This window comes from Bradyrhizobium sp. LA2.1 (assembly GCF_040547725.1).
Taxonomy (GTDB): domain Bacteria; phylum Pseudomonadota; class Alphaproteobacteria; order Rhizobiales; family Xanthobacteraceae; genus Bradyrhizobium; species Bradyrhizobium barranii.
In genome coordinates, this window is sequence record NZ_JBEPQI010000024.1 from 145,898 (window position 1) to 170,180 (window position 24,283).

Annotated in this window: 27 protein-coding genes, 1 tRNA gene and 1 pseudogene; 11 read left to right on the forward strand and 18 right to left on the reverse strand. The window is 60.0% G+C overall.

Annotated elements, in window-relative coordinates; translation table 11 throughout:
* Positions 1 to 33 precede the first annotated feature (33 nt).
* Positions 34 to 2,124, forward strand: coding sequence for a molybdopterin oxidoreductase family protein (locus ABIB95_RS35690; protein ID WP_354246581.1), 2,091 nt, complete (start codon positions 34 to 36; stop codon positions 2,122 to 2,124).
* Between the two features lie 129 nt (positions 2,125 to 2,253).
* Positions 2,254 to 3,036: an enoyl-CoA hydratase/isomerase family protein gene (locus ABIB95_RS35695; protein WP_354246583.1), complete on the forward strand. Its 783-nt coding sequence runs from the start codon at positions 2,254 to 2,256 to the stop codon at positions 3,034 to 3,036.
* Between the two features lie 598 nt (positions 3,037 to 3,634).
* On the opposite strand, the gene ABIB95_RS35700 is transcribed toward ABIB95_RS35695, so the two are convergent.
* Positions 3,635 to 3,976, reverse strand: coding sequence for a hypothetical protein (locus ABIB95_RS35700; RefSeq protein ID WP_354246585.1), 342 nt, complete (start codon positions 3,974 to 3,976; stop codon positions 3,635 to 3,637).
* Between the two features lie 647 nt (positions 3,977 to 4,623).
* Here ABIB95_RS35700 and ABIB95_RS35705 point away from each other — a divergent pair.
* Positions 4,624 to 4,705: transfer RNA gene (locus tag ABIB95_RS35705), tRNA-Pro, on the forward strand.
* Positions 4,706 to 4,856: 151 nt separating this feature from the next.
* Here the strand turns inward: ABIB95_RS35705 and ABIB95_RS35710 are convergent.
* Entirely contained in the window at positions 4,857 to 5,096 is a 240-nt protein-coding gene (locus ABIB95_RS35710; RefSeq protein ID WP_354246588.1) for a hypothetical protein, read from the reverse strand.
* Between the two features lie 116 nt (positions 5,097 to 5,212).
* On the opposite strand from ABIB95_RS35710, the gene ABIB95_RS35715 reads away from it, so the two are divergent.
* Entirely contained in the window at positions 5,213 to 5,464 is a 252-nt protein-coding gene (locus tag ABIB95_RS35715) for a hypothetical protein (protein ID WP_354246591.1), read from the forward strand.
* A gap of 198 nt (positions 5,465 to 5,662) precedes the next feature.
* Here the strand turns inward: ABIB95_RS35715 and ABIB95_RS35720 are convergent, their stop codons facing one another.
* The 3 genes from ABIB95_RS35720 to ABIB95_RS35730 all read right to left on the reverse strand — a co-directional run bounded on the left by ABIB95_RS35720 (position 5,663) and on the right by ABIB95_RS35730 (position 6,638).
* Positions 5,663 to 5,929 carry a hypothetical protein gene (locus tag ABIB95_RS35720; protein ID WP_354246594.1) on the reverse strand — a complete coding sequence of 89 codons (267 nt, stop codon included), beginning with the start codon at positions 5,927 to 5,929 and terminating at the stop codon, positions 5,663 to 5,665.
* Between the two features lie 69 nt (positions 5,930 to 5,998).
* Positions 5,999 to 6,343 (reverse strand): hypothetical protein, encoded by a 345-nt coding sequence (locus ABIB95_RS35725; RefSeq protein ID WP_354246597.1) that lies wholly within the window; start codon positions 6,341 to 6,343, stop codon positions 5,999 to 6,001.
* Positions 6,315 to 6,638 (reverse strand): P-loop NTPase family protein, encoded by a 324-nt coding sequence (locus ABIB95_RS35730; RefSeq protein WP_354246600.1) that lies wholly within the window; start codon positions 6,636 to 6,638, stop codon positions 6,315 to 6,317. The genes ABIB95_RS35725 and ABIB95_RS35730 overlap by 29 nt, the downstream gene beginning before the upstream one ends.
* A gap of 394 nt (positions 6,639 to 7,032) precedes the next feature.
* Here ABIB95_RS35730 and ABIB95_RS35735 point away from each other — a divergent pair, with 394 nt between their 5' ends.
* Positions 7,033 to 7,512: an Xre family toxin-antitoxin system antitoxin gene (locus ABIB95_RS35735; protein WP_502917913.1), complete on the forward strand. Its 480-nt coding sequence runs from the start codon at positions 7,033 to 7,035 to the stop codon at positions 7,510 to 7,512.
* 34 nt (positions 7,513 to 7,546) lie between these two features.
* On the opposite strand, the gene ABIB95_RS35740 is transcribed toward ABIB95_RS35735, so the two are convergent.
* Positions 7,547 to 7,777, reverse strand: a complete 231-nt coding sequence (locus ABIB95_RS35740; protein WP_038934721.1) for a hypothetical protein — start codon at positions 7,775 to 7,777, stop codon at positions 7,547 to 7,549.
* Positions 7,778 to 8,792: 1,015 nt separating this feature from the next.
* Between ABIB95_RS35740 and ABIB95_RS35745 the strand changes: the two genes are divergently transcribed.
* Positions 8,793 to 8,993, forward strand: a complete 201-nt coding sequence (locus ABIB95_RS35745; protein ID WP_282520785.1) for a hypothetical protein — start codon at positions 8,793 to 8,795, stop codon at positions 8,991 to 8,993.
* 444 nt (positions 8,994 to 9,437) lie between these two features.
* On the opposite strand, the pseudogene ABIB95_RS35750 reads toward ABIB95_RS35745, so the two are convergent.
* The 5 genes and pseudogenes from ABIB95_RS35750 to ABIB95_RS35770 form a co-directional block, all read right to left on the reverse strand.
* Positions 9,438 to 9,818: pseudogene (locus tag ABIB95_RS35750) on the reverse strand (sugar transferase); the annotation flags it as partial.
* The gene (locus tag ABIB95_RS35755) at positions 9,742 to 10,107 is read right to left on the reverse strand and encodes a hypothetical protein (RefSeq protein ID WP_354246656.1); all 366 of its coding nucleotides are present in this window, start codon (positions 10,105 to 10,107) and stop codon (positions 9,742 to 9,744) included. The gene ABIB95_RS35755 and the pseudogene ABIB95_RS35750, both read right to left, overlap by 77 nt.
* Entirely contained in the window at positions 10,104 to 10,877 is a 774-nt protein-coding gene (locus tag ABIB95_RS35760) for a metallophosphoesterase family protein (RefSeq protein ID WP_354246606.1), read from the reverse strand. The genes ABIB95_RS35755 and ABIB95_RS35760 overlap by 4 nt, the downstream gene beginning before the upstream one ends.
* Positions 10,878 to 10,879: 2 nt before the next feature.
* A complete protein-coding gene (locus ABIB95_RS35765) occupies positions 10,880 to 11,386 on the reverse strand; it encodes a hypothetical protein (RefSeq protein WP_354246608.1) in 507 nt (168 codons plus the stop codon).
* Positions 11,387 to 11,399: 13 nt separating this feature from the next.
* Positions 11,400 to 12,320, reverse strand: a complete 921-nt coding sequence (locus ABIB95_RS35770) for a GIY-YIG nuclease family protein (protein ID WP_354246610.1) — start codon at positions 12,318 to 12,320, stop codon at positions 11,400 to 11,402.
* On the opposite strand from ABIB95_RS35770, the gene ABIB95_RS35775 reads away from it, so the two are divergent.
* Positions 12,304 to 12,504 carry a hypothetical protein gene (locus ABIB95_RS35775; protein WP_354246613.1) on the forward strand — a complete coding sequence of 67 codons (201 nt, stop codon included), beginning with the start codon at positions 12,304 to 12,306 and terminating at the stop codon, positions 12,502 to 12,504. The genes ABIB95_RS35770 and ABIB95_RS35775 overlap by 17 nt on opposite strands.
* A gap of 20 nt (positions 12,505 to 12,524) precedes the next feature.
* Here ABIB95_RS35775 and ABIB95_RS35780 read toward each other — a convergent pair whose 3' ends face one another.
* Together ABIB95_RS35780 and ABIB95_RS35785 are read right to left on the reverse strand one after the other, a co-directional pair.
* On the reverse strand, positions 12,525 to 12,680 hold the full coding sequence (locus tag ABIB95_RS35780; protein WP_354246615.1) for a hypothetical protein: 156 nt from the start codon (positions 12,678 to 12,680) through the stop codon (positions 12,525 to 12,527).
* 186 nt (positions 12,681 to 12,866) lie between these two features.
* Positions 12,867 to 15,449, reverse strand: a complete 2,583-nt coding sequence (locus ABIB95_RS35785; RefSeq protein WP_354246621.1) for a MobA/MobL family protein — start codon at positions 15,447 to 15,449, stop codon at positions 12,867 to 12,869.
* 276 nt (positions 15,450 to 15,725) lie between these two features.
* On the opposite strand from ABIB95_RS35785, the gene ABIB95_RS35790 reads away from it, so the two are divergent.
* Both ABIB95_RS35790 and ABIB95_RS35795 read left to right on the forward strand, forming a co-directional pair.
* Entirely contained in the window at positions 15,726 to 16,436 is a 711-nt protein-coding gene (locus tag ABIB95_RS35790) for a hypothetical protein (protein WP_354246623.1), read from the forward strand.
* Positions 16,437 to 16,844: 408 nt separating this feature from the next.
* On the forward strand, positions 16,845 to 17,483 hold the full coding sequence (locus ABIB95_RS35795; RefSeq protein ID WP_354246626.1) for a PIN domain-containing protein: 639 nt from the start codon (positions 16,845 to 16,847) through the stop codon (positions 17,481 to 17,483).
* Between the two features lie 334 nt (positions 17,484 to 17,817).
* On the opposite strand, the gene ABIB95_RS35800 is transcribed toward ABIB95_RS35795, so the two are convergent.
* Together ABIB95_RS35800 and ABIB95_RS35805 are read right to left on the reverse strand one after the other, a co-directional pair.
* Entirely contained in the window at positions 17,818 to 18,429 is a 612-nt protein-coding gene (locus ABIB95_RS35800; protein ID WP_354134195.1) for a hypothetical protein, read from the reverse strand.
* 2 nt (positions 18,430 to 18,431) lie between these two features.
* Positions 18,432 to 19,268, reverse strand: a complete 837-nt coding sequence (locus tag ABIB95_RS35805) for a metallophosphoesterase family protein (protein ID WP_354246630.1) — start codon at positions 19,266 to 19,268, stop codon at positions 18,432 to 18,434.
* 81 nt (positions 19,269 to 19,349) lie between these two features.
* On the opposite strand from ABIB95_RS35805, the gene ABIB95_RS35810 reads away from it, so the two are divergent.
* Positions 19,350 to 19,583: a helix-turn-helix domain-containing protein gene (locus ABIB95_RS35810; RefSeq protein ID WP_038934759.1), complete on the forward strand. Its 234-nt coding sequence runs from the start codon at positions 19,350 to 19,352 to the stop codon at positions 19,581 to 19,583.
* 132 nt (positions 19,584 to 19,715) lie between these two features.
* On the opposite strand, the gene ABIB95_RS35815 is transcribed toward ABIB95_RS35810, so the two are convergent.
* On the reverse strand, positions 19,716 to 19,850 hold the full coding sequence (locus ABIB95_RS35815) for a hypothetical protein (protein WP_354246633.1): 135 nt from the start codon (positions 19,848 to 19,850) through the stop codon (positions 19,716 to 19,718).
* 789 nt (positions 19,851 to 20,639) lie between these two features.
* Between ABIB95_RS35815 and ABIB95_RS35820 the strand changes: the two genes are divergently transcribed.
* The gene (locus ABIB95_RS35820) at positions 20,640 to 20,948 is read left to right on the forward strand and encodes a hypothetical protein (protein ID WP_354246636.1); all 309 of its coding nucleotides are present in this window, start codon (positions 20,640 to 20,642) and stop codon (positions 20,946 to 20,948) included.
* Between the two features lie 177 nt (positions 20,949 to 21,125).
* Here the strand turns inward: ABIB95_RS35820 and ABIB95_RS35825 are convergent, their stop codons facing one another.
* Both ABIB95_RS35825 and ABIB95_RS35830 read right to left on the reverse strand, forming a co-directional pair.
* Positions 21,126 to 21,323 (reverse strand): hypothetical protein, encoded by a 198-nt coding sequence (locus ABIB95_RS35825; protein WP_502917912.1) that lies wholly within the window; start codon positions 21,321 to 21,323, stop codon positions 21,126 to 21,128.
* 976 nt (positions 21,324 to 22,299) lie between these two features.
* Positions 22,300 to 23,406: an acyltransferase family protein gene (locus ABIB95_RS35830; RefSeq protein WP_354246638.1), complete on the reverse strand. Its 1,107-nt coding sequence runs from the start codon at positions 23,404 to 23,406 to the stop codon at positions 22,300 to 22,302.
* Positions 23,407 to 24,283: the final 877 nt, after the last annotated feature.

A 24,283-nucleotide genomic window follows, 5' to 3' on the forward strand; every position in this document is an offset into this window, starting at 1 on the left:
GCTGGCTGCTATTTTGATGTTACGAACTGGGACATGAACCAGCACGCCAAGATCGAAATCCGCCATTCGACCTGTCCGCACGACTGCCCCTCGGCCTGCGCGCTCGATATCGAGGTGGTCGAAGGCCGCAGCATTGGCCGCGTCCGAGGTTCGAAAAAGCAGACCTACACGGCGGGCGTCGTCTGCGCCAAGGTCGCTCGTTACGCCGAGCGCATCCATCACCCCGAGCGGCTGATGTATCCGATGCGCCGCACCGGGCCGAAGGGCTCCGGGCAGTTCGCGCGGATCTCCTGGGACGAGGCGCTGGACGAGATCGCGGATCGCTTCAACCAGGCCGAGCGCGAGTACGGCGCGGAATCGATCTGGCCTTATTACTACGCCGGCACGATGGGGCTGGTGATGCGCGACGGCCTCAATCGCCTCACGCATGTGAAGAAATATTCGCGCTTCTATCAGACCATCTGCGCCAATGTCGGGCGCATCGGGTTCGCGATCGGCACCGGCAAGATCGCCGGCGTCGATCCGCGCGAGATGGCGCTCTCCGACCTTGTGGTGATCTGGGGCACCAACCCGGTCAACACGCAGGTCAACGTGATGACGCATGCCGCGCGGGCGCGGAAGGAGCGCGGCGCCAAGATCGCAGCGGTCGACATCTACGACAACGAGACCATGAAGCAGGCTGACATCAAGATCATCCTGCGTCCCGGCACCGACGGCGCCTTCGCGTGCGGCGTGATGCATGTCCTATTCCGCGATGGCTACGCCGACCGCGCCTACATGGACAAGTACACGGACTGCCCCGATGAGCTCGAGGCGCACCTGAAGACGCGCACGCCGGAGTGGGCGTCCGCGATCTGCGGCGTGCCGGTATCCGAGATCGAGGCCTTTGCGAAACTGGTCGGCGAGACCAAGCGGACCTTCTTCCGGCTTGGCTACGGCTTCACCCGCTCGCGCAACGGCGCCACGCAAATGCATGCGGCGCTCTGCGTTCCCGCGGTGACCGGCGCCTGGCAGTATGAAGGCGGTGGCGCTTTCTTCAACAATTACGCGCTGTGGCACTTCAATGAATCCCTCATCGAGGGCCACGACGCGATCGATAAGACCACGCGCGCGCTCGACCAGTCGCAGGTCGGCCGCATCCTCACCGGCGATGCCGAAGCCTTGCTCGGCAAGGGGCCGATCAAGGCGATGCTGATCCAGAACACCAATCCGATGACGGTGGCACCGGAGCAGGCGCTGGTGCGTCAGGGGTTTGCGCGCGAGGATCTGTTCGTGGCGGTGCACGAGCAGTTCATGACCGAGACGGCCGAGATGGCCGACATCGTCCTGCCGGCGACCATGTTCATGGAGCATGACGATCTCTATTACGGCGGCGGCCACCAGCACATCTCGGTCGGGCCGAAGCTGATCGACCCGCCCGGCGAATGCCGCTCCAACCATCAGGTCATGCAGGCGCTGGCGCCGCGGCTTGGCGCGAAGCACCCGGGCTTCGAGATGACGCCGCGCGAATTGATCGACGCGACGCTGAAGCTCAGCAACCACGGCGACATCGCTGGTCTCGAAGCCGACATCTGGCGCGACCTGCAACCGGACTTCAGGACCTCGCATTATCTCGACGGCTTTGCCCATGCCGACAAGAAATTCCATTTTAAGGCCGATTGGGCGCATCCGCCGTTCGGCCAGACGATGGGCGATTTCGACAAGATGCCGTCGCTGCCTGACCATTGGGCGGTGATCGAGCATACCGATCACGCCCATCCGTTCCGGCTCGCGACCAGTCCCTCGCGCAGCTTCCTCAACACCACGTTCAACGAGACACCGTCCTCGCAGGCGCGCGAAGGCAGAGCGAGCGTGATGATCCATCCGCTGGATGCGGCCGCGCTCGACATCGCCGACGGCGATGCCGTGACGCTCGGCAACACCCGCGGCGAGACCACGCTGCTCGCAACGCTGTTCGACGGCGTGCGGCGCGGTGTGCTGATCGCGGAATCCGTTCACCCGAACAAGAATCATATCGGCGGCCGCGGCATCAACGTGCTGACTGGAGCCGATACGATCGCGCCGATCGGGGGAGCTGCATTCCACGACAACAAGGTCTGGATCAGGAAAGCGGGCTCGGCCTGAGCGCGCGCTTCGCTCGCCCGCCAATTTGTGTCGAGGCGCTAAAGCAAGGCCTTGTCGCAAATTGCCCTTGCACCTGCCGCCCGAGCTGCCGCAAATGGGTGCAAACGGGAGCAAGGAAGCGAGCGTACCATGACCGACACCACAGCAATCATCACCGAAAAGCGTGGGCAGGCGTTCTGGATCACCATCAACCGGCCGGAGAAGCGCAACGCGCTGAACGGCGAGGTCATCGCCGGCATCACCAAAGGCTATCGCGACGCGCATGACGACAAGGACGTCCGCGTCATCGTGCTGACGGGGGCAGGCGACAAGGCGTTCTGCGCCGGCGCCGACTTGCAGAATTCCGGCGCGGCGTTCGCGATGGATTATTCCAAGCCGAATGTCGACTATGCCGATCTGCTACGGTTGTCGCAGAACGCGACGAAGCCGGCGATTGCGCGGGTCGGCGGCGTCTGCATGGCCGGCGGCATGGGCCTGTTGTGCATGACCGACATGGCGATTGCGGCCGATCACGTCATCTTCGGCCTGCCGGAGGTGAAGGTCGGCGTATTCCCGATGCAGGTGCTGAGCCTGTTGCAGAGCATCGCGCCGCCGCGCCTCGTCAACGAATGGGCGCTCACCGGCGAGCCGTTCGACGCGAAAGCGGCGCAAGCTGCGGGCCTGCTCAACTATGTGGTGCCCACCGCCGAGCTCGATGCCAGGGTCGACTGGCTGATCGGCCGCATCGTCGACAAGTCCCCGACCGCGATCCGCCGCGGCAAATATGCCATGCGCGCCATCGCCTCGATGTCGTTCGACGAGAGCATCGCCTACACCGAAAGCCAGATCGCGTTACTCGCCATGACCGAGGACGCCAAGGAGGGCCTGAAGGCGTTCGGCGAGAAGCGGAAGCCTGCCTGGACAGGGAAATAGCATTCCCACCCCACGGGGTTCAAAGTAGATCGCAATTGCGGGGCGTTCGCCTGTACGTCTCGCGTAAGCTCCAATTATCTCGAGAGCAATCTTCGGTCGTGTAAGCTCTGATGTTGTTGGTGTGGTCGCGACTCCGAACTCGCATCAGTCCTCGTCTGAAGCGCGCCGACAGGAGAGGCTCATCAATGATTGTGGCTCGCGCGAAAACGTTGTCCGTACATTATCGCCGATGGTGCAATCGGCGACGACGCTTGGCCTTAGAGTTTCACGAGCGAGCGGCCTCCGCCCAGTCTCCCCCTTGATTCCGAAGGCGGACTGAGAAGCTTGATCCGTATCGGAAATGACCTTCCGGCAACGGCTTGAGCGTCTGATGGTGTCGAGATAGCGCAACCAAGATGCGTCGAAGCCGATCGGCCGCGGTAGTCGCGAGTTTCGCTCGTCCATTCTCATGAGGGCAAAGTCTTTCGCGGCGCCTCACGCTGCAGAGTCCGTCAGGGTCCCCGGGCGACGAACGCTGTACGTAGAACTTTTGAAACGGGTCGCTCACCCGGTAAATGGACCTCAGGCTTGGCCTTTCAGGGCGAGTTGCTTGGCGGCCTCAAGTAGCAGGCGGCAAAGTATAGCCGCCGAACGCGATAACGTTGCACAAAGCCCTATCGGTCATTGTTATCAGGAAATGATCGCCGGCACGCGGATACAGGGGAGCGCGCTTAGCGCCTGTCAAGTACCAGCCTGAGCCACCACGAGTGAGCTTGATCTCCGTCGAAATCGCCCTGCGATAGGCGTTCGCCGTGAGGCTTGCCGGCCGGAAAATAAGCTTCGCATCAAGGCGATCACGGCTGGGAATTTCGTGCTTATCTAGGTATCTCTCGGTCCGAGCAGCCAGATCCGCAATATCCGTCTCGCCCGTGATGGTAAAGCCGACTGCTTTGCCGTTCACTGCTTCCAGCGCGCGAGTCAGTTCCGCCTTCGTCTCTTCCTTTCATGTTTATTTTCACCATGTTGGGGCCGCCTACGCGACCTATTAACAGACACTCGTCCGTTCGATGACCTCCGGCGATTGCGTCGGTAAGATCTGCCTAGAGCACTACCTTGGAATGCTGCGTTGCATAACCGCAACCGCTGACCATCTGGCCCGCCGGAGACTCTGGTGCCCGGCCGTTGAAAACGGGGACGGCAGCCGGAATCCTGTTAGGCCATCTGTACGTTCGGAGTTAACAGCGTTTTGGCTTGCCGAGATTTGCATGCTTTTGTGTCACGGTGCCGAACGAACTGTAAGGTCTCCGCGCCGTCGGCTGAGGCCTTTCCAGCGGGCATAGAAGCTTAGCTCGCGGCACAGATTCATCTCACCGCGGATACAATCACCGACGCCCTGCTGAGGCCGAGGCGGTGAAGTCCCGCCGGAACCATTCCGCTGCCGCCGTTGGGACGAACGGGGGACCCAAAGTCCGGCCGGAGAGCCGCGTCCTCGAAGGCTTACGTGTTAATCCTCAAGCTCGGGGCCTTGATAACTTGAAGAACACGATTACGCTGCACGCGCGCTGCCTTGGCGCGATCTTCCGACGTTGCATCATCGCCATCTGATCGCGGGAATCGAGCATCGCGAACGGGGATTGCCTGCAGTTTTGGGTACTGCAGGTCGTTGGTTCGAATCCAGCTGCCCCGACCAACAAAATCAATGACTTAGCAAATCGTCACTCTCAAGAAAATCGTTGTGGCAAGGCTGGGGCAAGGAACTGAAAATGCCTGCCCAGAGTGCTTACGGGCTGACGCCGCGCGCGGCACACTCTTCCCTGTAGACTTGCTGGTAGGTCTCGATTTCAGCGGAGCTTCGGCCCGTCTCCGGACCTGTCAGCGAACTCCAAATTTCTTTCAACCATCGCATCGATGCCGATCTGGTCGATGACCTCGAGCAAGATGTCGCCCTCGGAAGAGCCGAGGCGGACCAGCGCGGCCGCACGAGCCTCGACGCGAGCAGGAGCCTCGGTGAGATCGTGGAGATCGGCGGTTGCTGCAATGAGAGCGGCAAGGGCGGGTGAGGGCGTCTTCTCGGTGATCATCGAGCCTCGGTAGGCACGTTCCGACAGAGAAGCAGCAGCGCACCGACGAACTGCGCAAGGCGCTGCTCAACCGGACGCAGTCAGCTCCAACAGATGAAGATGCCTGGTGGGACTCGGTGCTGTCGGATCCTCGCGCCAGGCTGACGACGCCCATTGCCGATCGCGAGCTCGGTCAAATCACTGAGGAGGTGCTGCGCGTCGAGTGCTCGAGATGCATGCGCATCGTCGAGATCACGCGCGCGGATGCGATCAAGCTCTACAGCGCAGGTTCAGTGTGGCGCGCCGTCGGAATGCATCTGCTCGCCGATGGCTGCCAGCACCGCACCGGCAGCCACGAGGAAGACGGCTGCTGGCCGGATTTTCGTTGATGCTAACTAGGTCCGAAGCGGCCCTGTTGGGAGCTCCCAACTTTTCGAGTTTTGAGCCAGCACCGCACCGGCAGCCACGAGGAAGACGGCTGCTGGCCAGATTTTCGTTGATGCTAACTAGGGCCGAGGTGACACCTGTCAATTTTTTGAGTTTTGGCTCCCGGCCTTGTACAGCCGACTGAGTTGGCAGATGCCAACTCAGTCTTCCTGGTTGCGCCGGTGCGCCCACATGGCGACCTTCGCGACCAACAGCCAAACCGATGTCGCGCGGGAGTGCTTCTCGATGCGACCGGTATCTGTCCATGCCCGCACTGCGGTCAGATCGTTGTCTTCCTCACCCACCGTGAACTCGTAGTCGCCAACCCACGCTGAGCCGCCGACATTCGAGATCTCGGCGCGCGCGAGTGTACGGATGAACCTTTCTTGGCCATCTGGAATCAACTCAACTGTCACACGCAGCGTCATCTGAGACCTCCGCGTTTTCTCGACCGAAGAAAACGTTTAGTCGACAAAATCGCCTGAAGTCAAATGCGATCAGGGCAGCTTCACGCGGTCGAATTCGGTGAAGACATCCTTCAACCACTTCTTAACCGTCCCGCTCAGCACGGCCGACTGATTGTTGGCACCGAACGCAGCGAAGCCGGAGTTGGACCTGTCGACCGCCTCGCTCGCCTTGGCGGACAACATCGGGATCTTCACTGCGCCAGCGGGGAAGGCGAACTTGGTGTCATTGATGTGGTTGCCGATCGCGATGTGACGCATGCCGGCGATCTTCTGCACGACCGGCGCCAGCTCATCGATCGACGCCTGGTTGTTGCCGAGCACGTGCATGATCGTGATGCCAAAGCGGCTAGGATCGAGGAAGCCGATATCCTCCAAGGAGCTGCAGCGTCGGCGACAGCAGGTCGGCGCGAACATCGATCACCGTGGCGGTGGCGCCGCTGATCGTGTCGAACACCTTCATCTGGTCGTCGGAGTCGCGCAAGTTCACGATCTCGGTGCGCTCCGGGAAGAAGCGCTTCCGCACGCCTTCGGCGACCTCATTCTCCGTATCGAAGGCTCGGTTGCTGACGCCGCGCGCGTCGAGGAAATCCAGAAAGGCGCGGGTGACGGTGGTCTTGCCGACGCCGCCCTTATCGGCGCCCACGACAAAGATGACGGGCTTGCTGTGCATGGTGGAAGGACCTCCTTGATCCTGCTGCGCGTGAATTCGCGGCAGGCTCGATCGCCTCCATGCCGGTGTGCTCGCAAAGAAGAATCGAGTCGATTTAAGCGAACCTTGAGTCTGGCTGGCGAGCCAACCCACCAGGTGGCTACGCAGCATAGCCGACATCCCGCACCGCGAAGCCCAATGGTGCGCGCTCGATCGCTTGTCTGAATGCACCGGATCTTGGTCATAAGGGTGCGACCCAACCATATTCAGTGAGGTGGCTCGACCCGCTTCGAGGCCTTTGAGCATGCGTCCTGCCGCAGGATCCCGCGGGCACCGGCCGGAACACCGATCCGCCTTTCTTGAACGTTTGCGCCAACTGTCATAGATGGAACGACACATGACTAAACGACTTCAAATGCGTAAACGAGACACCGACCGGCCACAACCGATTGAGAAGACGCGGCTGGCTGCAGTCGCTAGTCTGCTTGGCGCTCCGTCTACTTTTCGAAAGGTTCCCCAAAGCCCGTTGGAGGCGCATGAGATGCTTCTGAACGGGCTTCCGTCCAGAGCACTGTTACATCTGGTTGAGAACCTGGCGTTTCTTCGTTGGGACGACTCTTTCGCCAAAGCGATTGGAATGAGCCATCGCACCTACCAACGCCATGCCTCCGCGGGAGGCAAGCCACTCAGCCCAGAGCAAAGTGGGCGAACATGGAAGCTCGCGGAAGTCCTGGCGAAAGCAACCTCCATTTTCGGTTCCATGCAGGAAGCTGAGCAATGGTTGGAACGGCCGGCTATCGGCTTGAACCAGCATAAGCCAATCGATCTGTTGGCCACACCGGCTGGTGTTGAGTTGGTGGAAGATTTTCTCGTTCGACTTGAGTACGGTGTCTAAGTCTGCGCTCAGCTGATCCGTTCGACATGACATATCATTGAGTGGTGCCGTGGTGATTGATCACGGCAAGGATACCGTCAACGAACGCCTGGCACTCAGCGTGGGTCTTGAATGTGCCTTTGTATTTTCCGAATAGGAAGATGGTTCGTCCGTGGCCCTTTCCGAACAAGTATTGGCCGATCGGCCTCCCGGCTTCGTCTTTAAGTTCAATGCTGTCGACGCTTTGCACTGCCTTGAGGTCGGTCGCGGGAAGCTTAATCTGCATAAGGTGTCTCCGCTGGATTGAGACCAGAACAGCCTCGCACCTGTTTGGTCAAATCCGCTGCTGCCGCGCCGGCAAGCAAGCCGTTTGTGCCATTATTTCTGGTCGTCCTTGCCGATCCAGAGTTAAAAAGTAAGATGCGCATCTGAAAGCCCTCCATACATCCAACCGCAACCAAAGCGAGAGCTCAAGGGGCGCCACCCTCATTAAGCGGTGGATTGCCCCCAATCATCCTTTGACCCGCCGCGACTCAGGCGCGCCCTTCCGCAGCGCAATTATGCGCGTTGTGGAGCCGAGCATATCCCGTGTCAGGGCGCCCTGGCGCCGCCACAGGTGCAGGCGCGCGGGCCGTCCCAAGGACGGTCACGGCTGTTTCTCGCAAACCCAGCCGAGATCGTCACAGTTGATGCACGTCGTGGTCATTGCACCGGCGGCCAGAGGCTAATCCTCACGGGGCATCAGGCGACTCCGCGCAAGGGCAGCGTCAGCTGCATGTCGAAGCGCGTTTGTGGCGTTAGCGGCGATGAAGTCCTGCAGTGCAGGCGAGACCTCCACATCGGTGTCGGCTGCGCGCTGGGCCAGTGCGTCGGCAACGTCGGAAGTCGCATCCCGCGACCAAGGTAGGGCTTACAAGGGCACGTCAACCGCCCGTTCGCCCCCCTGAGGGAGTAAGTCAGCTCCTGAAGGGATTGGACTAGCGCCCGGAGGGAGTGAAAATTGCTGAAACTTGAGATGCGTCAAATCGACGGGGCCCCTCCCATCTAAATTTTCTTCATGTGGGCAAGAACAGTTGTGGGGTTTTCAATCCTTTGTATTTCGGGACCGAGGGCCCGACCTGCCTTGGTGTACCACAAGTTGCGCTCAACTTTCCCTATCATTTCGTCCCTCGCAACGTTCGCGCGGCCCCGGAATATCCCGCCACCGGCGCTAGCTCTCCGCTGCGGCTATTTACGAATTGACATAACGGCCAGAACAGCACGCTCAGTATATGCAAGGCAGGCCTTTGAGTGACCCGGGGATGCTGAACATCGTGCTGGATGGGTGCAAGGCGGAGCTCCAAATTCTCCAGGCCGAGCTTGATGACTTGCTCGGCTCAAATCCGCTGGACGTGACTGCCGTTCAGGACGTCGCACGACGCACGAGCGCGGTTGCCTTAAATCTCGCAGCGGTCAGCTTTGCGATTCTGGCTGGCCGGCCGTCGGGTGATCCTGTGAACTGAGCAGTTCGCTACCCTTGAGGTAATGGACTGGCGCCATCGAAGGGATAAGAGTTGCGCCGCAGTATCGACCCAGAGTGCCGGCATTGTTGCCGATACCAACAAAAAATGCCAACAAGCTGACGCGCCGTGGCAAAAATAAAACAGCAGGCTCCTTGCAGCAGGGAGTGCCCATGCCGCTCCGGTCTCCACAATCGTCCCAACTGGAATCGAACCCGGCTCGGATCGAAATTGCTGCGGGATCGAGCTAACCCAATATCGGGAGGTCAAGGGCGGGTCTTGCCATACGTACCCATCCATTAGGCCCGACGATGTCGAGCGAGACACTTACCTCACAATAGACGACTTTGGCGGTCAGCTCGGTGGCGCATGGCACGAGACCGACGTCGAAAAGCGCTGATCGCGCGACGCTGATCCGCGATATGCTGAACCTACGATAAGAATGGCTCAATAAACGTCCTGACCCGAGAGCGCCACCACAGTCCGCATCATGATGCGGATGTCCAGCCAAATGCTCCAATTTGAGACGTACCATACGTCATACTCGACGCGCTTGTTCATCAGATCGATGGTGGGTGTCTCGCCGCGCAAGCCGTTTACCTGAGCCCAGCCGGTCAGGCCTGGTTTGACGTGACGACGACAGGCGCAATTGCCGATCATCTGATCGTAATAGTTGTCGTGCGCGAGAGCATGGGGCCGCGGACCTACTAGCGACATTTCTCCGCGCACCACATTCCACAACTGGGGCAACTCATCGATACTGGTCTTGCGCAAGATCCGGCCGGCCCTGGTAACGCGCGCGTCCTCCTTGCTTGCCTGCTTGAGTGACAGCGCGTCGGTCGAGCTCTGCTGCCAATTGAAGGCCGATGAATGGATCGAAGTTCGCCGCCCACTCGATATTCTCGGCGAGTTCGGGGCAGGCGTCGGCGACCTCCGCGGCGAGGCGCTTTTCAAGATGATCCGCATTGTCGCGGGCCAGCATCGCATAACGCAGAATTCTTGGAAGGTTACTGTATCGCTGATCGCCCGCCGAATTCGCTGCGGCCCCCGTTACGATGGCTTCGCGTGCGTCGGCAAGCACCTCAGGCGTGTGGCCTCGATTGCTATCTCCCGTCACGAGCCCACCTCGACGACCAAGGCGCCGTCGAAAGTCGGGTTTTCGCCGCCATAACCGTGGGGGTTGCAGACAATACGGGTCTGACCGACGTGATAATCGAACGACTTGTGCACGTGGCCATGCACCCACAGGTTCGGCTGGGTCGTCGCGATCAGCTGGGACAGATCGGAAACGTAGGCCGCCGTCAACCAGTCGTCGCGATAGGCCGGATCCACGGAGTTCAAGTGCACGGCGTGATGCGTTACGACGACGGTCGGGGCGCCGTCGGACGGCGAGTTCAAGGCCTCTTCAAGAAACGAACGTGAGCGATGATGCAGGAGGTCGGCCTCCTGCGGGCGAAAACGTCGCCACGGCGACTTTTGGTAACCAATGCGGCGGTGATCGTTCATGTCGCTGCCGCAAGTCTGCATCACCGGGATCTGCAGGGCATTGCCGAACATGCGATAATCAGTCCAGAGCGTTGCGCCCATGAAGCGGACGCCACCGAGCGTAATCTCGGCGTCCTCCAAGAGATGAATGTTGAACTGAGGCGCGAGCATGCGCGCTTCCTTCAACTCGAGCGGAAGGAAGCGACGATAATACTCGTGATTTCCCATCACCACGATCAGGGGGATGTGCGAAGGCACGATCTGACGCAACCGCGCGAAGGCGCGCGATGCGCCTTCGCAGGTATCGCCGGCGACGATGACGGCATCGATGTTATCGGCGATCGTGACGGGTTTGATCGGGAGCACATCAGCATGCAGATCAGAGAAAATCTGGAGTCGCATGCTCACGTCTCCAAAAAGGCTGCAGCAAGGGCGACTTCGTAGGCTGCGAACTGCTCGCGGCTCATCGGATATGACGTGTGGCGGTCAAGCCAGGCAAGACCCAGGTCTTCGGCGCTAGGATTGCCCCATTCTCCGCGTCCCAGGATATGCGCCAGCAGGAGGACCGCAGCTGGATCGCCGCGAAGCGCGATGGACATCAAGGCCGTCATCGCAATATCGACCTTCAGGTTGATCTCGCGGAGCGGCGCCAGGGAAAGCGCCGACGCGATAGCGGCGGCGGCGTCGCCCGCGAGTGCTGCGGTAAGGTTCTGGTCGGCACCAAAGACCGCGAGCCCGGTCAGCGACTCGTTGATATACAAGCGCTCGGGCTCGCCGAGGAAGCGAGGAGGAATGATGCGCCACCACGAAAGCGGATGGCCATCTGCCGGACGATGAGACACCGCAGGCGGATTGCGAGGTGACTTGCGGCGCGTGCGCGGCGTCTTCGGCGGCATATTCGAGGAGGTCATGTTCGGGCCTCCCTTACATCACGACCAGAATCGGCTGCGCGTGCGGCCGCGGCGCCCAAACGCTGCTGGGAACGTGGGCACCGGTTACGACTTTGCCGGCAATCGAAGCCGACGCGAAGCGGACCCCGACGAGAAGGCGCTCTCGGCCGGACCCCGGAATCACCTCAAGGGCTCCAACACGCTTGAGCTCGTTGCGCCGCGTGGTCACAATCTTGTTGGAGCTCTGGTTGATTGCGCTCCGCAACTCCGCGCCCGGCATGACAACGAAGCTGCCATCCGCTTCCGCATAACCGCGGGCCCAGAGGCCGCAGTAGCGCAGCTCGACCTCGCCGCCGGCCGGCGGGTGCACGAGAACATCGATCTGCATCGGACCTTCGGCGCCGAGATCTTCCTCGGTGTCGGTCGCCACAGTGGTGCGGCACTGGCTCTCGAAGGCGGAATCAAAGGCCCGGCAGCCCGCGTCGAACAACGCCTGGCGGGCGTCCTCGAAATAGCGTTCGAACACGCCCCGTTCGTCTTCGGGGACGAGCGGAAGAGTGGGGGTCTGTTTGTTGACGACGTTCATTAGTCCTGCCGCCTGCGCGGCTGACCAGAAGCGGTGCTGCAAGTAGATGACAGGAAGCTTGCTCGGCCAAGGGGCGGGCCAAGCCGTCACGACCAACCCCTCGCGCGCGAAGGATTTGGTGGCATCGAGCAGGTGCTGAACGATACGGGTTTCGGCACCGGCAGTTTCGCCGAGATAGATCGAGTCGTGATTTTGCAAAACGTAGAACGCAGGCCCGGCCGGCAGCACGACGTTGGCAAGCTCGCGCATCGGGAATACGGTCACAGCGATGCGGCTCGCATTGTTGTGAATACACCGCGGTCCGGCGATTTCGTCGCCGCCGCGGATGACCTTGGACGTGCAGGGGAGGTGGATGGAAGTGGACGACATTGTTCGAAATCCCTTTCTTTTTGTCAGGGATCGCGAGGTCTTGATGATCGCATCGGCGCTGTACTGCCAGTTCCGTCAGTCGGAAAGCAAGCAATCAGGACCCGTCGGATCCGCCACGGCGGACCAGATCGGGGAGCAAAGTGTCGTCGCGATTGATCATTGCGCCGGGACGGCGGCGCAATAAACGAACCTCGCGATCGAGGCCTAGCCGATGTTCGTGCTGAGCGTGGTTACGAATTCCGCCGGAACGTGGAACTCCCAGGCGTGCGAGCCAAACGGCTGCATCGCGTCGGGGCGGGGCGGGGACAAGAGGAAGGGAAGAAAGGACGGCGAATCGGCGTTATAGATGGGCGTAGCCATGGGGATCTCCTACGGGATCGCTGTGGTCAGGCCGTCGCTCGGTATTGCAACTACTGGGCGGCGGCCGCTCGGGATTTTCGCGGCATCACTGAGGTATGGTCCGATTCAACGCGTGTCTACGGTTGGGCGAAAATTCTCGAAGCGCGATGGTTAACGAACGGTTCCGGAGGCTGCTCGATCGAATCGTCAGCCCATGTCGCGCTCGCCCGGACGGTTGTGCCGACGATCGTTATGACAGAGTGTTGCTTTCTGCCACGGCACAAGCGGATTCGGCAGGTCGCGGAAGCGCCCGAGTCTTACTTCGAGCTCAAGGCTGCTCAAATCCCAGATGAATAGCTGGACCTCCCAAATGGTCCAGTTCGTTGGTTCATCCAAGTCAGGCGGCAGATCGAGGTCCGCATCGGGATCGCTCTGCGCGTGCTTGTGCCGAGCGGTGAATCCATCGACTTCCTCACCGGCGTAGTGACGAACAAATGCCTTGGTGATAGGGCTGAACGCGTCCAGCGCCCTTTCCCGGAAGGAGCCGCAATATGGATTTCTTGAGCTGCATAGGTCTTGCAGCAATTTGAGGCCGCTGCGAGCGGAGGCGCTATATGCAAGCCGATTGCGTACCTCCTGCGAAGCAATGATCGGTGCTGGAGTGCTATCCTTTCCGTTCTTGGGCAGCTCTTCCCAAAAAAACTGATCCCCCAGCATGCTCGCGTCGGCGTTCGCGTCGCGACATTGTGTCCGTTGATGCGGGAGCGCGGCGAACAGCGACCGACGGGCAGCCTCGACAAGCTCAAGCTGGTTTCTCGCGATCTGGGGATCGACAAAAATCTTCACGCCGTCGTTATAGCGCGCCGCGAGCAGAAGAGCAGCCCATACCCGGCGCGGATCCGTGGCCTCAATGGTCAATTGGGCAGGGGCCGTGAGACCGAAGGCTTGCCTCAGGGAAATAGCTGCCGCCGGCTGAATGTGGGCGTGGTCAAGCTTAAGGTCGATCACCTGACGCTCGTCCCAGATCATAACGTCAGTTACGCCGCTTGCCCGATCGATAGCGGCGATCTGGAAAAACTCGCCGCATTCGATGGCCTCATTGGAGACCAACTTGTCGGTTGTCACGAACCATTCGCCGACCGAGAGTGCGTCCTGGACGATCGACGGCGCTATAGGAGCGTAGTGAAGACCGGAATGCCCGTAGGCGCCTCGCGCAACATTGTGCGTCGAGACAAGTCGCGTTGGATCGTCGCACACGATAAATTCCAGCTTGTGCGGACGGTGGTCAAGGCGATCGCCGAACGCGATAAAGCCATCGCGCACCATCAGCTCGACGGCGTGCCGCACGAGGCCGGCCCGGAGCAGTCGTCCGGCAACATCCGAAGCGTCCTGCTCCGCCGGAATTTCGGGGCTTGCCAGCACGTCCGCGGCGTAGGCGGCGAGCTGGCGGCGCACTGTTCCGGTCTGGGCGCCTTGAACGTGACCGAGGACCAGCCTGGAGCCGGCCTTTTTCGCGGCCACGATCAACGAAGCCAGCGGCTGGTCTTCGATGAGCTCGGCGTGGGGGACGATCACGGGGCGTCCGGGCCGCAGGGCCAGCGCGTCGGTAATGGCCGTTGATTCCTGCCCGTCGATCCTGAGGAGCCGGGTTTCCGGGTTTGAAAGCACATTCGCGGTGGCCTCGCAGTTGGAGAGCGCTTCTGCGAGGAGGAGGGGGTGGTCAGCCGATGCGTTCTCGCACAGCCGGGCGATCTGCACCACGACAGCGGGCTCATCGGCGCCAGTGGCGGCGACGACTGTGCTCTGTCCCTGCTGATCGAGAATTTCGGTGGCCAGCGTCAGCAGATCGTGGACTGGCCTCGTTGTCACGAAGGCGGCCGTCGACGGCTTGCGAAGATCGGCGTAAGTGACGATTTCCTTGCCCATCAAGATGCGGTCGATATGCGAGTCCCCGCCGTCAACGAAGAATTTTCCGCATAGTTGGCGCACAGCGGCAACCGGAAGGGTGGATCGGCCACGGAGGAGTCCGTCGACGAGCAGGAGGGGCGGCCCTTTGATGATGTCGATGTTGGCGCTGCGGTAGTCGAGACGCGCGGCGGGAAGCTCATTCCTGTCCGTTAGATGCTTCATGGGGCTGGGAGCAATGGGATCGACGATGAGATCGGTGCCAAGCTCGACGAAAAATGCCTGCTGGATCTCCCAGCTAAGGTTCGGCCAGTGGATCCCTTCCTTGACTTCTACCTTGACCTTGGCCTGATCGCCGCGAGGACGGACGCGTGCCACGAAATCGCGCTGCTTCAGACCGAATTCGCCGTTGGCGTCGATCGGCCGAGTGGAGAAAAGATAGTGCGCGTGGCGGTTCGTGCCAGCTTCGTGGATCGCCAGGTGGATAGTCAGACGTGACGATCCACGGACATGTAATGCGATCCTCTGCGTTATCTCGATAGCTTCGTGAAGCGACGCCTCGTGCGGTGCGGGCAGGGCGACAACGAGGGCAAACCCTGCCTGCGGTGGCCGTTGGCGCTCATCGAGGGGCTTGATCACCTTGCTAAGCTCGGCGCTGTCTATCGCGCGTGCAAGAGAGGCGCTGTCATAATGGCTGACGAGGTGAGCGTCCGGCAGCCAGACATCCTGGTAGCTGACGTCGCCCGCGAGGTGGATGTAATCGACGGCTCCTCCGGGGAGGCGTGGATCGTCGATCCGGTCCCGAAGGATATAGGCGACGTTCGTGGTCGCGCCCGCCAACTCGGTCAGCGACACGATGGTAAATCGGGCGTAAGGGATCGCCATCAGAAACTAAGCTTCCAAAGATTGCATATTGAGCGTTTGGCATTCAGCGTTTGGCATTCAGCAGGCCAACAATGGGCAGCCGCCCTGGAAAGCCGCAAGCTCATAGGCCGGCCGTCCCCGCAAATTGAAGTTTTTGCAGGTATCGAGCCCGGCCGCGCGGTGGTGGACCGGCAGCAATCCACACCAATCCACGAAATCTCACACCGCTGGGCGTCTTCTCGTTTTGACCCCGCTGGACGTCGTGCTCCGATACGGCGGTAGACGGAGGGAGATCCCATGAAGAACGAACTCAAACGCATCGATGCAAGGCTGGCGCGTATCAGCGAGGAGCGCGCAGAGCTTGATCGCGACACCGCGGCCGCGAAGGGCGAACGTGAGGCGGTGGTGCTTGCCGGGTTGAAGGAAGCGGGGGTGTGCGAGCTGCCTCCTGCGGAGCTGGAGGCGCTGATCCGGGGCATCCGCGCCGCCGGACAGGTCCAGACCAAGGCTTCCATCGACGAGGCTGGCACCAAGCAGGATTGCGTGAAGGTGAAGGTCCGTCTTAGCCGTAACGCAAGCGAGCAAAAGCAAGGCGCTTTGCGCGCGGCGGGGCTCAGCTGGAATGGTAAGCAGGGGCGGTATGTCGGTCGCGTCAGCAAAGCCACGCTGGCGAAGCTCATCGAGCAGTTTGATGACCGGGTCGAGGTCGAGACCGCCGAAGAACCGCCGCCGGATGGAGGATTGCCGTCCACCGCCTTGCCGAGCGTGGAAGCGCCGTCGGTGGCAGCCGAACCGGCTGGCGAGCCGGCGCCGGAGGGTGCTCTTGAAGCTGACCAGGCGCCGCCGGCGGTGGACCCGTCCACCGCCGCCCCGGCCGCCGAGGAACCGCCGGTGGCCGCCGCTGAGCCCTCGCCGGCGTCTGAGCCGGTTGCTCCCCGCGAGGGCCTCCAGCAGCCTCCGCAGGCGCCCTGGCCCCGCCTGCCGCCGTTGCGCCGCCCGAGCACCTAGAGCGGTTCACGGAATTATTGAATCGGTGCGGCGACGGGCATAAAACGCCCCCACAAAAACGCCCTCCACTTTCGTAGGACACAAAAAGCCCCACCGGCGACGGCGGGGTTTTCCTTTGGGTGATGCGGTTGAACTTGATCGAGAGGCTATCCCTCGAGCTTGTGGGTCCCCTCCAGCCATCCCGGGAGCAATTCCTCAACCACCCCGGACACGCTCGTCTTTTCGCGGGCGGCGAGGTCGCAGAGCGGGACGACGCCATCAGTGCGCTTTCGCATCGCCATTTATCATCATGCGAAATCGAGGTATCTTAGGGTACCCGCCGGCAGCGTGCTGTCGGTTCAAGGGCCCCGGAGGGGAAACCTGAAACGGCCTTTGCTTTGTCTGTTGGGCCTCGCCCCCTGAGAGCCTATGCGGACCATTATTTATGTTGACGGTTTCAACCTTTATTACCGGATGCTTGAAAAGCGTCCCGATCCGAAATGGCTGAACATCAAGCAGCTCTGCGTCCAGTTTCTCAAACCGGAAAATATCATCATTGGTGTTCGCTCTACACCGCGCCGCGTTGATCCGCTCGCTCCAGCCCGGCAGCAGGTCTATTTCGACGCGCTCGCTACCATTCCTGAAATTTCTCTGCACATGGGGAGTTTTCTGAGTGCAAAGAAATTCTCAGGCCTGGTCCACCCGCCGGCGTTCCGTCCGCCGCTCGCCAATCAACTTCTGCAGCCACGGCCAGCCGTCGTCAAGGTTCACAAGACCGAGGAAAAAGGCCGCGACGCAAATCTCGCCTCGCATCTTCTTCTCGGGGCATTTCGAAACGATTACGATGTTGCGGCTGTGCTCTCAAATGACACTGACCTTGTCGAACCTAAGCATGTTGCATCTCAAGATTTTAGCGAGTTGTTGCGATCCTTGAGTAATTCGCAACACGCCTTCTCCAAGAGGGCCCAGACCCTCTGTCTGCGGTGGTGCGCAACCACCATGCACTCGGCCTTACGCGCTGGGTCGCCAGTCAAAGGGTTTGCGGTCTCCGTAATCTCGACATGGTAGTCCGAGCAGTCAGCGAGGTCGCTTACGTTGGATATCTGCATCGAAGCGACGGCGCGGCTCTCCAACTCAATGCCTCCAGGCACCAATTCGATAGTTATCCTCAGCATTTGTTCCGCCTTCTTTGTTTGATGCGGGAAGCTCGGCCCGATGCCGATTGAACGTTGCCCAACCGGAAGCCTGAGCAGTGATCGAAAATTACGACTTTGGAGCGCCCATCGGCATCCGACGAATTGCTGAACCGCAGCAACTCATAGGAGGAGTTGCGCGAATTGCAGGAGAACTTAAACGCCAATAATGGAAGTGCGGTTTGCAGCTTCGCGTACATGGAAGGCTGTCATTCCAGCCCTAACGACGCAGGAGACACATCGGTAAAGCTGTTGGTTTTCGGATCGTATCGTCTGCAAGACAGAATTTGAATCTTGCCGTTGATCTCGCCTCGACGGATGTAAATGTTCTCGAGGCCAGGCTTCATTGGCGCTCGTTCACCCTTAGCGTGAAGGTCGCAAGCGGTTGCAAGGTAACTTCCGCGGCGGTAGAGCCGACCCTCCTCACTGCAGATTTCACACGTGCATGCTGAACACGCACATGCGAGCTCAATCAGCTTATCCACGTTAGCAGTGGTGGATTGCGAAAGTAGCCCATTCCAAGAAACCCGTAGGAGGCCTTGCTCCTCCTTGATCTGCATCAGCTTAATCGTATTGCCTTTACCTTCTTCGTCGAGAAGGTATTGGAGCTGTGTACAGAGCCGATCGAGAATGCCGAGCCATCCTATTCCGCAGTCGGGAAGACCTTCAGCTAACTCCGGATGAGATTCTGGTGGTTGGAAGAGCTTGTAGTGCACCCAGACAAGTTCAGCTCTCCAATCTTCGGGCGCGGGGCACGAAGGCATGCCTTCCTCTTCGAGGTCCAGATTATCATGAGAAAAGACTCGCTCGTCTTCTGCCATCTTCAAATGTCTATGATGAGTTCAGGGTCGAAGTGGCCGCCTTCGACGGGATTGCAGATTACGCGGGTTCGACCGCATTCTACGTGGTAGGGAGCATGAACATGACCGCAGACCCAAAGTTCAGGCCGGACATGATCGGGTAATGTTGGGAGGATGTTTGATGTGTAGAAGGCGGGTGCCCACCAAGGAAGCCGAGCACCTCGATATGCATCGACGCAGGCAGCGAGAGGAGGGTGGTGTGTAACTACTACGGTTGGGCCTTCGTGGATAGAAACGAGTTCGTCAACGAGAATAGCCCTTTCCCGCGCATGCTCGGCTGCGGCATCATATGGGGTCCATCTGCCTCTTTCGGTTGTGATCGCGCCATACTCACGGGGACCGGTCTTTGGATGAACCGCGATAGCGCGCGCGCGGGCTGCCCACTCGATTTCATTGTCAGTGCCCCACATCCAGCGGCTGGCTTGAGCCCAATCCCCCCAAAGCGTCAGCCCGATAAAGCGCGTATCGTCAATTTCGTATGTAGGACTGTCGGCGCTTAGAACGGTGACAACCTTTCGACGAGCCTCGGCGTTTTGTCGATCTGCCTCATTACGCATTAATTTGATGACGTCAGCGATGGTGTGTCCACCGGTCTCATGAGTCCAAAACTCATGATTACCAGGAACAATTAGCGCGGGCTTTCCACGCGCGATTTGCGTGACACACTGAACAGCTTTTTGGGGTTCGCCTTCCCAAATGTCACCGGCGCAGACCAGCACGTCGAATGACTCACTCAGGGACGGTAGTTCGTTTAACGCCCGGCGTTCCAAGTGCAGATCCGAAATAGCGAGTACTCTCATAAGATCGGATCCAGCCGGAATCGCACAATGTGAATACTATAGTCTGTAGTCCTTTAGTGTTCAAGCTCGGACTATCGCGGGGTGACAAACCCCAACATAGCCTTTGGAAAACTGGTCGCTAGTCTACGGCAATCCGCCCAACTCTCTCAGGAGGAGCTTGCGGACCGGGCGGCTATTCATCGAACCTACGTGAGCCAGCTTGAACGTGGTTTAAAATCGCCCACGCTTGTCACACTATTCAGGTTGTCGAAGGCGCTTGGCACAACTCCAAGCAAGCTGGTGCGGCAATTGGAGACCGATCTCGGCGGAATATAGTTCGAGGTCTCTTGGCTGAATGGCGTTTTCCGGAGCATAGGTGGCGAAATATCATTCGTGCACGGCCGCTCACCTCGCTTCAGCTGGTTATCGAGGATGTCCGGTGGTTTGCGGGCGCGCCCGGATACCTTACTAGTCGATGCTAGACCACCGCGCGCCGCTGTGCTTGCCGTACCGGATCCAGTCGGCGGGCACGCCTTGATAACGCTCGACCAGAGCCTCGCGGACCTCCGAATAGTTCAAGGTCGCTTCGGCCACGTGCAGCATGGTCGGAAATCCGACTGCACCTGCCGCAGGTGACCCGCAGCAGGTGCTGCGTGATCTGCGAGAGACGCTGCGTCCGGATAGACGGGTCGGGCCGGCTGGAGTCGGCGCAGGCGTCCCGTAGGAGGGCGTCCCAATACGCAGGCGACAACGGAGCCGCCGGGCCGGCCGCGGGGGCAGCCGGCGCGTTCTTGCCGTCCGAAGACTGCCCGGCCAACTTTTCCATCTCTTTTCTGTTCGGCATGCGCCAGCTTGCGGGTCGATCTGCTGCCATTCCTTACGAGAATATAATGAGAACATTGAGTGCGGTCGGACTTCGACGGCGTGGCTGGGGATTTGGTCCGCGGAGGGGCGACCATCGCGTGCATCTGCGGGCCTGCGCCACTACATGGTAATCGAGGAAATTGCTTGATCTGGACCGAGGTTTCATGGGGAAGAAGGGCGGATCGGAGAAGCTGAAGGATCAGAACCGAAGACAGCTTTGGCTGATCATCGCCGCGAACGCCGTCGTTTTCTATGGGGCGTGTCAGTGGTCGACGTTCGAACTGTCCGGGATCAAAGCGGCACTTACGGCTGCTGCGAACCTCCTGCCTGTGGGCCTTGCCGTCGTGGTCACCACGATCGCGAACGGCCTCCCGAACTCGGCAACGTCTGCTGTTTCTGCGGTGGAGCGACGTTCTGCCCGGCCACCGTGCGTTCAGCGTCCATGCCCGCCAGAGGAAAAAGACGTGGGTGGCGTTTCCGACTTGCCGGCGACCTCCGTGACAACCTGCCGAGCCCAAGGAGCCTGTAATGCCCAAGGTCTACAACAACGCGTCCGCTGAGAGCGTGCTCTCCCGCCTCGTGAATGCCTCCCGTTCGATGGAGGTGTCTCACCAGGCTGCTGCCACGCGCTACGTGTTCGAGCGCTTCCTGGTGCGCCTCGGTGAGTGCGAAATCTGGAACAAGCGCCTCGCGCTGAAGGGCGCGATGGCGCTGATCGGTCTGACGCAGGCTGGCGTCAGCCAGGCGAGTGGCGGCACCGTTTCGTCATACAAGAACAACCAGATCAACTTGAACGGCGTGGACGGCGCACCGCTGCCAGGCTTGAATGCGAATTAAGAACTGAGGACAAGTGCGCTCCCGACAATTGCGCAGCCTCTGGCGTATGCTTCCGCATTCGCATGATTAGGAGGTTGAGCAAGCAAGTCCGCGACCGGTCGGCGTCGACCGTCGCAAAGACCTTGATGTGGTCGACGTCCCCGACCTATTTGACGATGTTTACGTATGCGAAGACGGTCATTGATCCCTCTTGAGCTTGCGCCGGCCCCAATGCGGCCCTTTTCCCTTCGGGTTAGACTCTGGAACGTGGTCCCGGTTCAATGCCCGTATGGTGCCGATCCGGGCGAACATCGTCGGGCCGCCGCGCTCGACTGCCAGCAACAAGGCTTCCATCGCCGCTCGCCACTCCGTCGTGTCGTGCTCCTTCTTCAGCACTGTGCGCCCGGCAGCGGCCAGCGTTCGGGTTGTCTACTGCGGCTGACAAGAGCGACCTAGATCTGTAGGCTGGTCTTCTACATCCAGCTTACCGGTTCTGATGATGAGGGTATTGGCGGTCGTCGCCTTGCTACTACTGCCAACCAATCCGCTCCGCGCCGGCGCCACCATCGTGGGTGCCGGCTCGCAGTCGTGCTCGGCTTGGACGAACAGAACCAAGAATGCGGTAGTAAAGGGCGCTTTCAAATCCTGGGTTGTAGGCTTCATCAGTGGCCTGAATGTTAGCGGCGATAGAGAAATTGTTGGAGGCGGTGACTTTACAGCGATAATTGCTTGGATGGACCAGCGCTGTCGATCTCGTCCGACCGACCAAATTGGAATCGCAGCCCTAGATCTCGCGATGGAATTAGCTGGCAACGCAGCGAAGCGCTGACCCGCCGGTTCACGTTGATGGGCCTGCGCTAATCATTCGTGAGTTGCCCCGTGCCGGACGCCTAGAAATACTAATCCGGCTATGGATCCCATGTTACTAATTACAGGCGTTGTCGCCGTTCTGGTTGTCGGCGTCACGTTCGCGGTGGTCATCTATTTCGATGCTAGAGCTGAACGCAGGCGCCACCGGTAGTCGGCGCAATAGACCAAGACCCCCGCACGCCCATCCCGCGCATGTCGCCGAAAGTGATCTCAATCGCGCGGCCGTCGGCGTGGGTTGGGCGTGTGGCGGCGGAGTGGGTGCATGAAGCGCCGGCGCGGCATCTACAAGAAGCGCGACCGGCAGCGGCTGATGACACACCGCTGGCGGTTGAGGCGGAATCTGCCACTTAGATTGGCTCGCGCGTCCGTCTAAGCTCGATCAGGCTCCGAGCCGCCGCCGGTATCCCTGGTCGCAATCTATAGTCCAAATAAACTCCCCGCCGGCTCACAAGGTCGGCGGGTTTTTCTTTTGACCTTGGGAAACTTACGGGTGGGCGCCGGTTCACGCTGGCGGGCCAGTCCGCGTCGGGGCAAAAACGGTTCCATCGCTGCTGGTGATTCTAGCGGGCTCCCGCGGCTCGACGAAGCTTGCCGCGCGTGCACCGATCCATCTGGCTGCAGCGATTGCCAGGTTGTTTGCCGGAAGGAACAGGACAGCGGCAAGCAGCGAGAGGATCACAACTGCGATGTCGATGACCAGACCAGCCACGATGCTGCCGTTCGCACGCCTCAGCAGGGGCTCCCCCACGAGCCAGATTACAGGGCCATGGATGAGGTAGAGCGGGTAGCAGATCTCACCGAGAAGTCTCGATGTCTTCGATCCGAGCAAGGTGCGCGCGGAGTCAAGGCAAACGCATCCCACGACCAATGCCAGAACGCCGAGCTCCCATCCGATCCAGGAGCGTAAGGGAACGCTCAGGAATCCGGCCAAGATCAAAAGCCATCCTACGGGACGAGGAATGGTATTGAGCCAGCCCCTGAGATGAAGGTCCGCAAGGACGCAGCCGGCGGGAAAAAGCGCCAACATCCGCCAATAGTCGTCCAACACCAAGCTTAAGATGACGGCGATCGCGCTGAACCAAAAGATCCGTGCGGGGGCACGCCGCAAGGCGATGACACCCGCCAGCGCAATAAACGAGCCGAATAGCTCGTACCGCATTGTCCAGAGCGGACCGATATAAGTGTCGCGATAGTCGAAGAAGACACCGTACCAGGAAAAGTAGAACAAGTGCTGCCAGGTCGGAGCAAAAGCCAAACCCTGCTGGAATTTCGGGTGCCTGATCTCACCTGGTGATATTGCTCCCGCAATCATTGCGAGATGGACCACTAAGCAGGCCAGGAAGATCGGGATCGCCAGGCGGAAGTAGCGGCCGGCTACAATTCTTACCCACGACTTCAGATCGCCTCGATCGAGATAATCGATCGAGAGCGAAAATCCAGACACGACGAAAAATATGAAGATTGCCATGATCCCGCTGAAGGGCAGGAACAACTGAAGCAACGCCGCGGCCCTGTCGTCAAACGGGATTGCATCGCAAAAGACGTGATAGAGCAGCACAAAAATAGCTGCCCATCCGCGCAAGCCATCGAGAAACTTAAGCCGTGGCAAATCGTCGTCCCCCTGAAGGTGCCTGATTTACCATGCACGAGCCGGGCGAGAAAATCGGCTCACACTGGAGGCGCGGATCTTGCGCGAGCTAATGCCTGTCGGGGGGGAAGTGAAGCTCCGGCTCTCGTTGGAGGGCCACCATCCCCGCTCTTTCCCTGGCCTGGTGGATTTATTCTTCCACTTCCGTGCACGCTAGCGTGCATTTAGTTCCCGGTAAATGCTTAGTAATAATAAGGAATTTTTGCTAGAGATCTGAGCTGGGTGTTGCGGCTTGGCTACATCAACCTGCGGGCGAACGGAATAGCATCGATCCCGCAGGGGAGCGTCATTGCCTTTTTTGGGGATGGTATGGTGAACGTATCTCTCAGATCTTGGTGCGTGTCGCTCGCTTGGATTGCGCTTCTGGCGTTTGTTGCCTACGAGATCGCTAAACTTCCCTGGTAACGCCTTAAGCAATGCAGGCGCTCAACCCAACGGCCTTTTCTTTGTGCTCAGCGTAGCCACCAGCACCGCTACCAATAAAGCCCAGCCGACGATATCGACAGCACTCATAGAACCGTACCCTCAAGGTTATCAGGGTAGTGCCTTGGCTCCGAGAAAGGTTCAAAATCTTCGTGTCGTCGCTGGCGCGTGCGGTCGCTAGTTCGTGACTGGAATCAGAGCTTTTTTGCTTGATGACGCGCCTCCCCAGGGAATGTCGCGCCTCTTAGGGCGATGTACGCAAGTCCCAATCGTAGGAGCTCCGAATGCGCGCGAGCTACTGCCCGTCGTGGGTGTGGAAAAGCGTCTCCCTCCGGCGAGGGCCGCCTTGTTGGATTAGTCCAATTGGTGCGTAACAGTCCTTATGGACAGCCATAAGCGCAGTACTCAGCTTGAA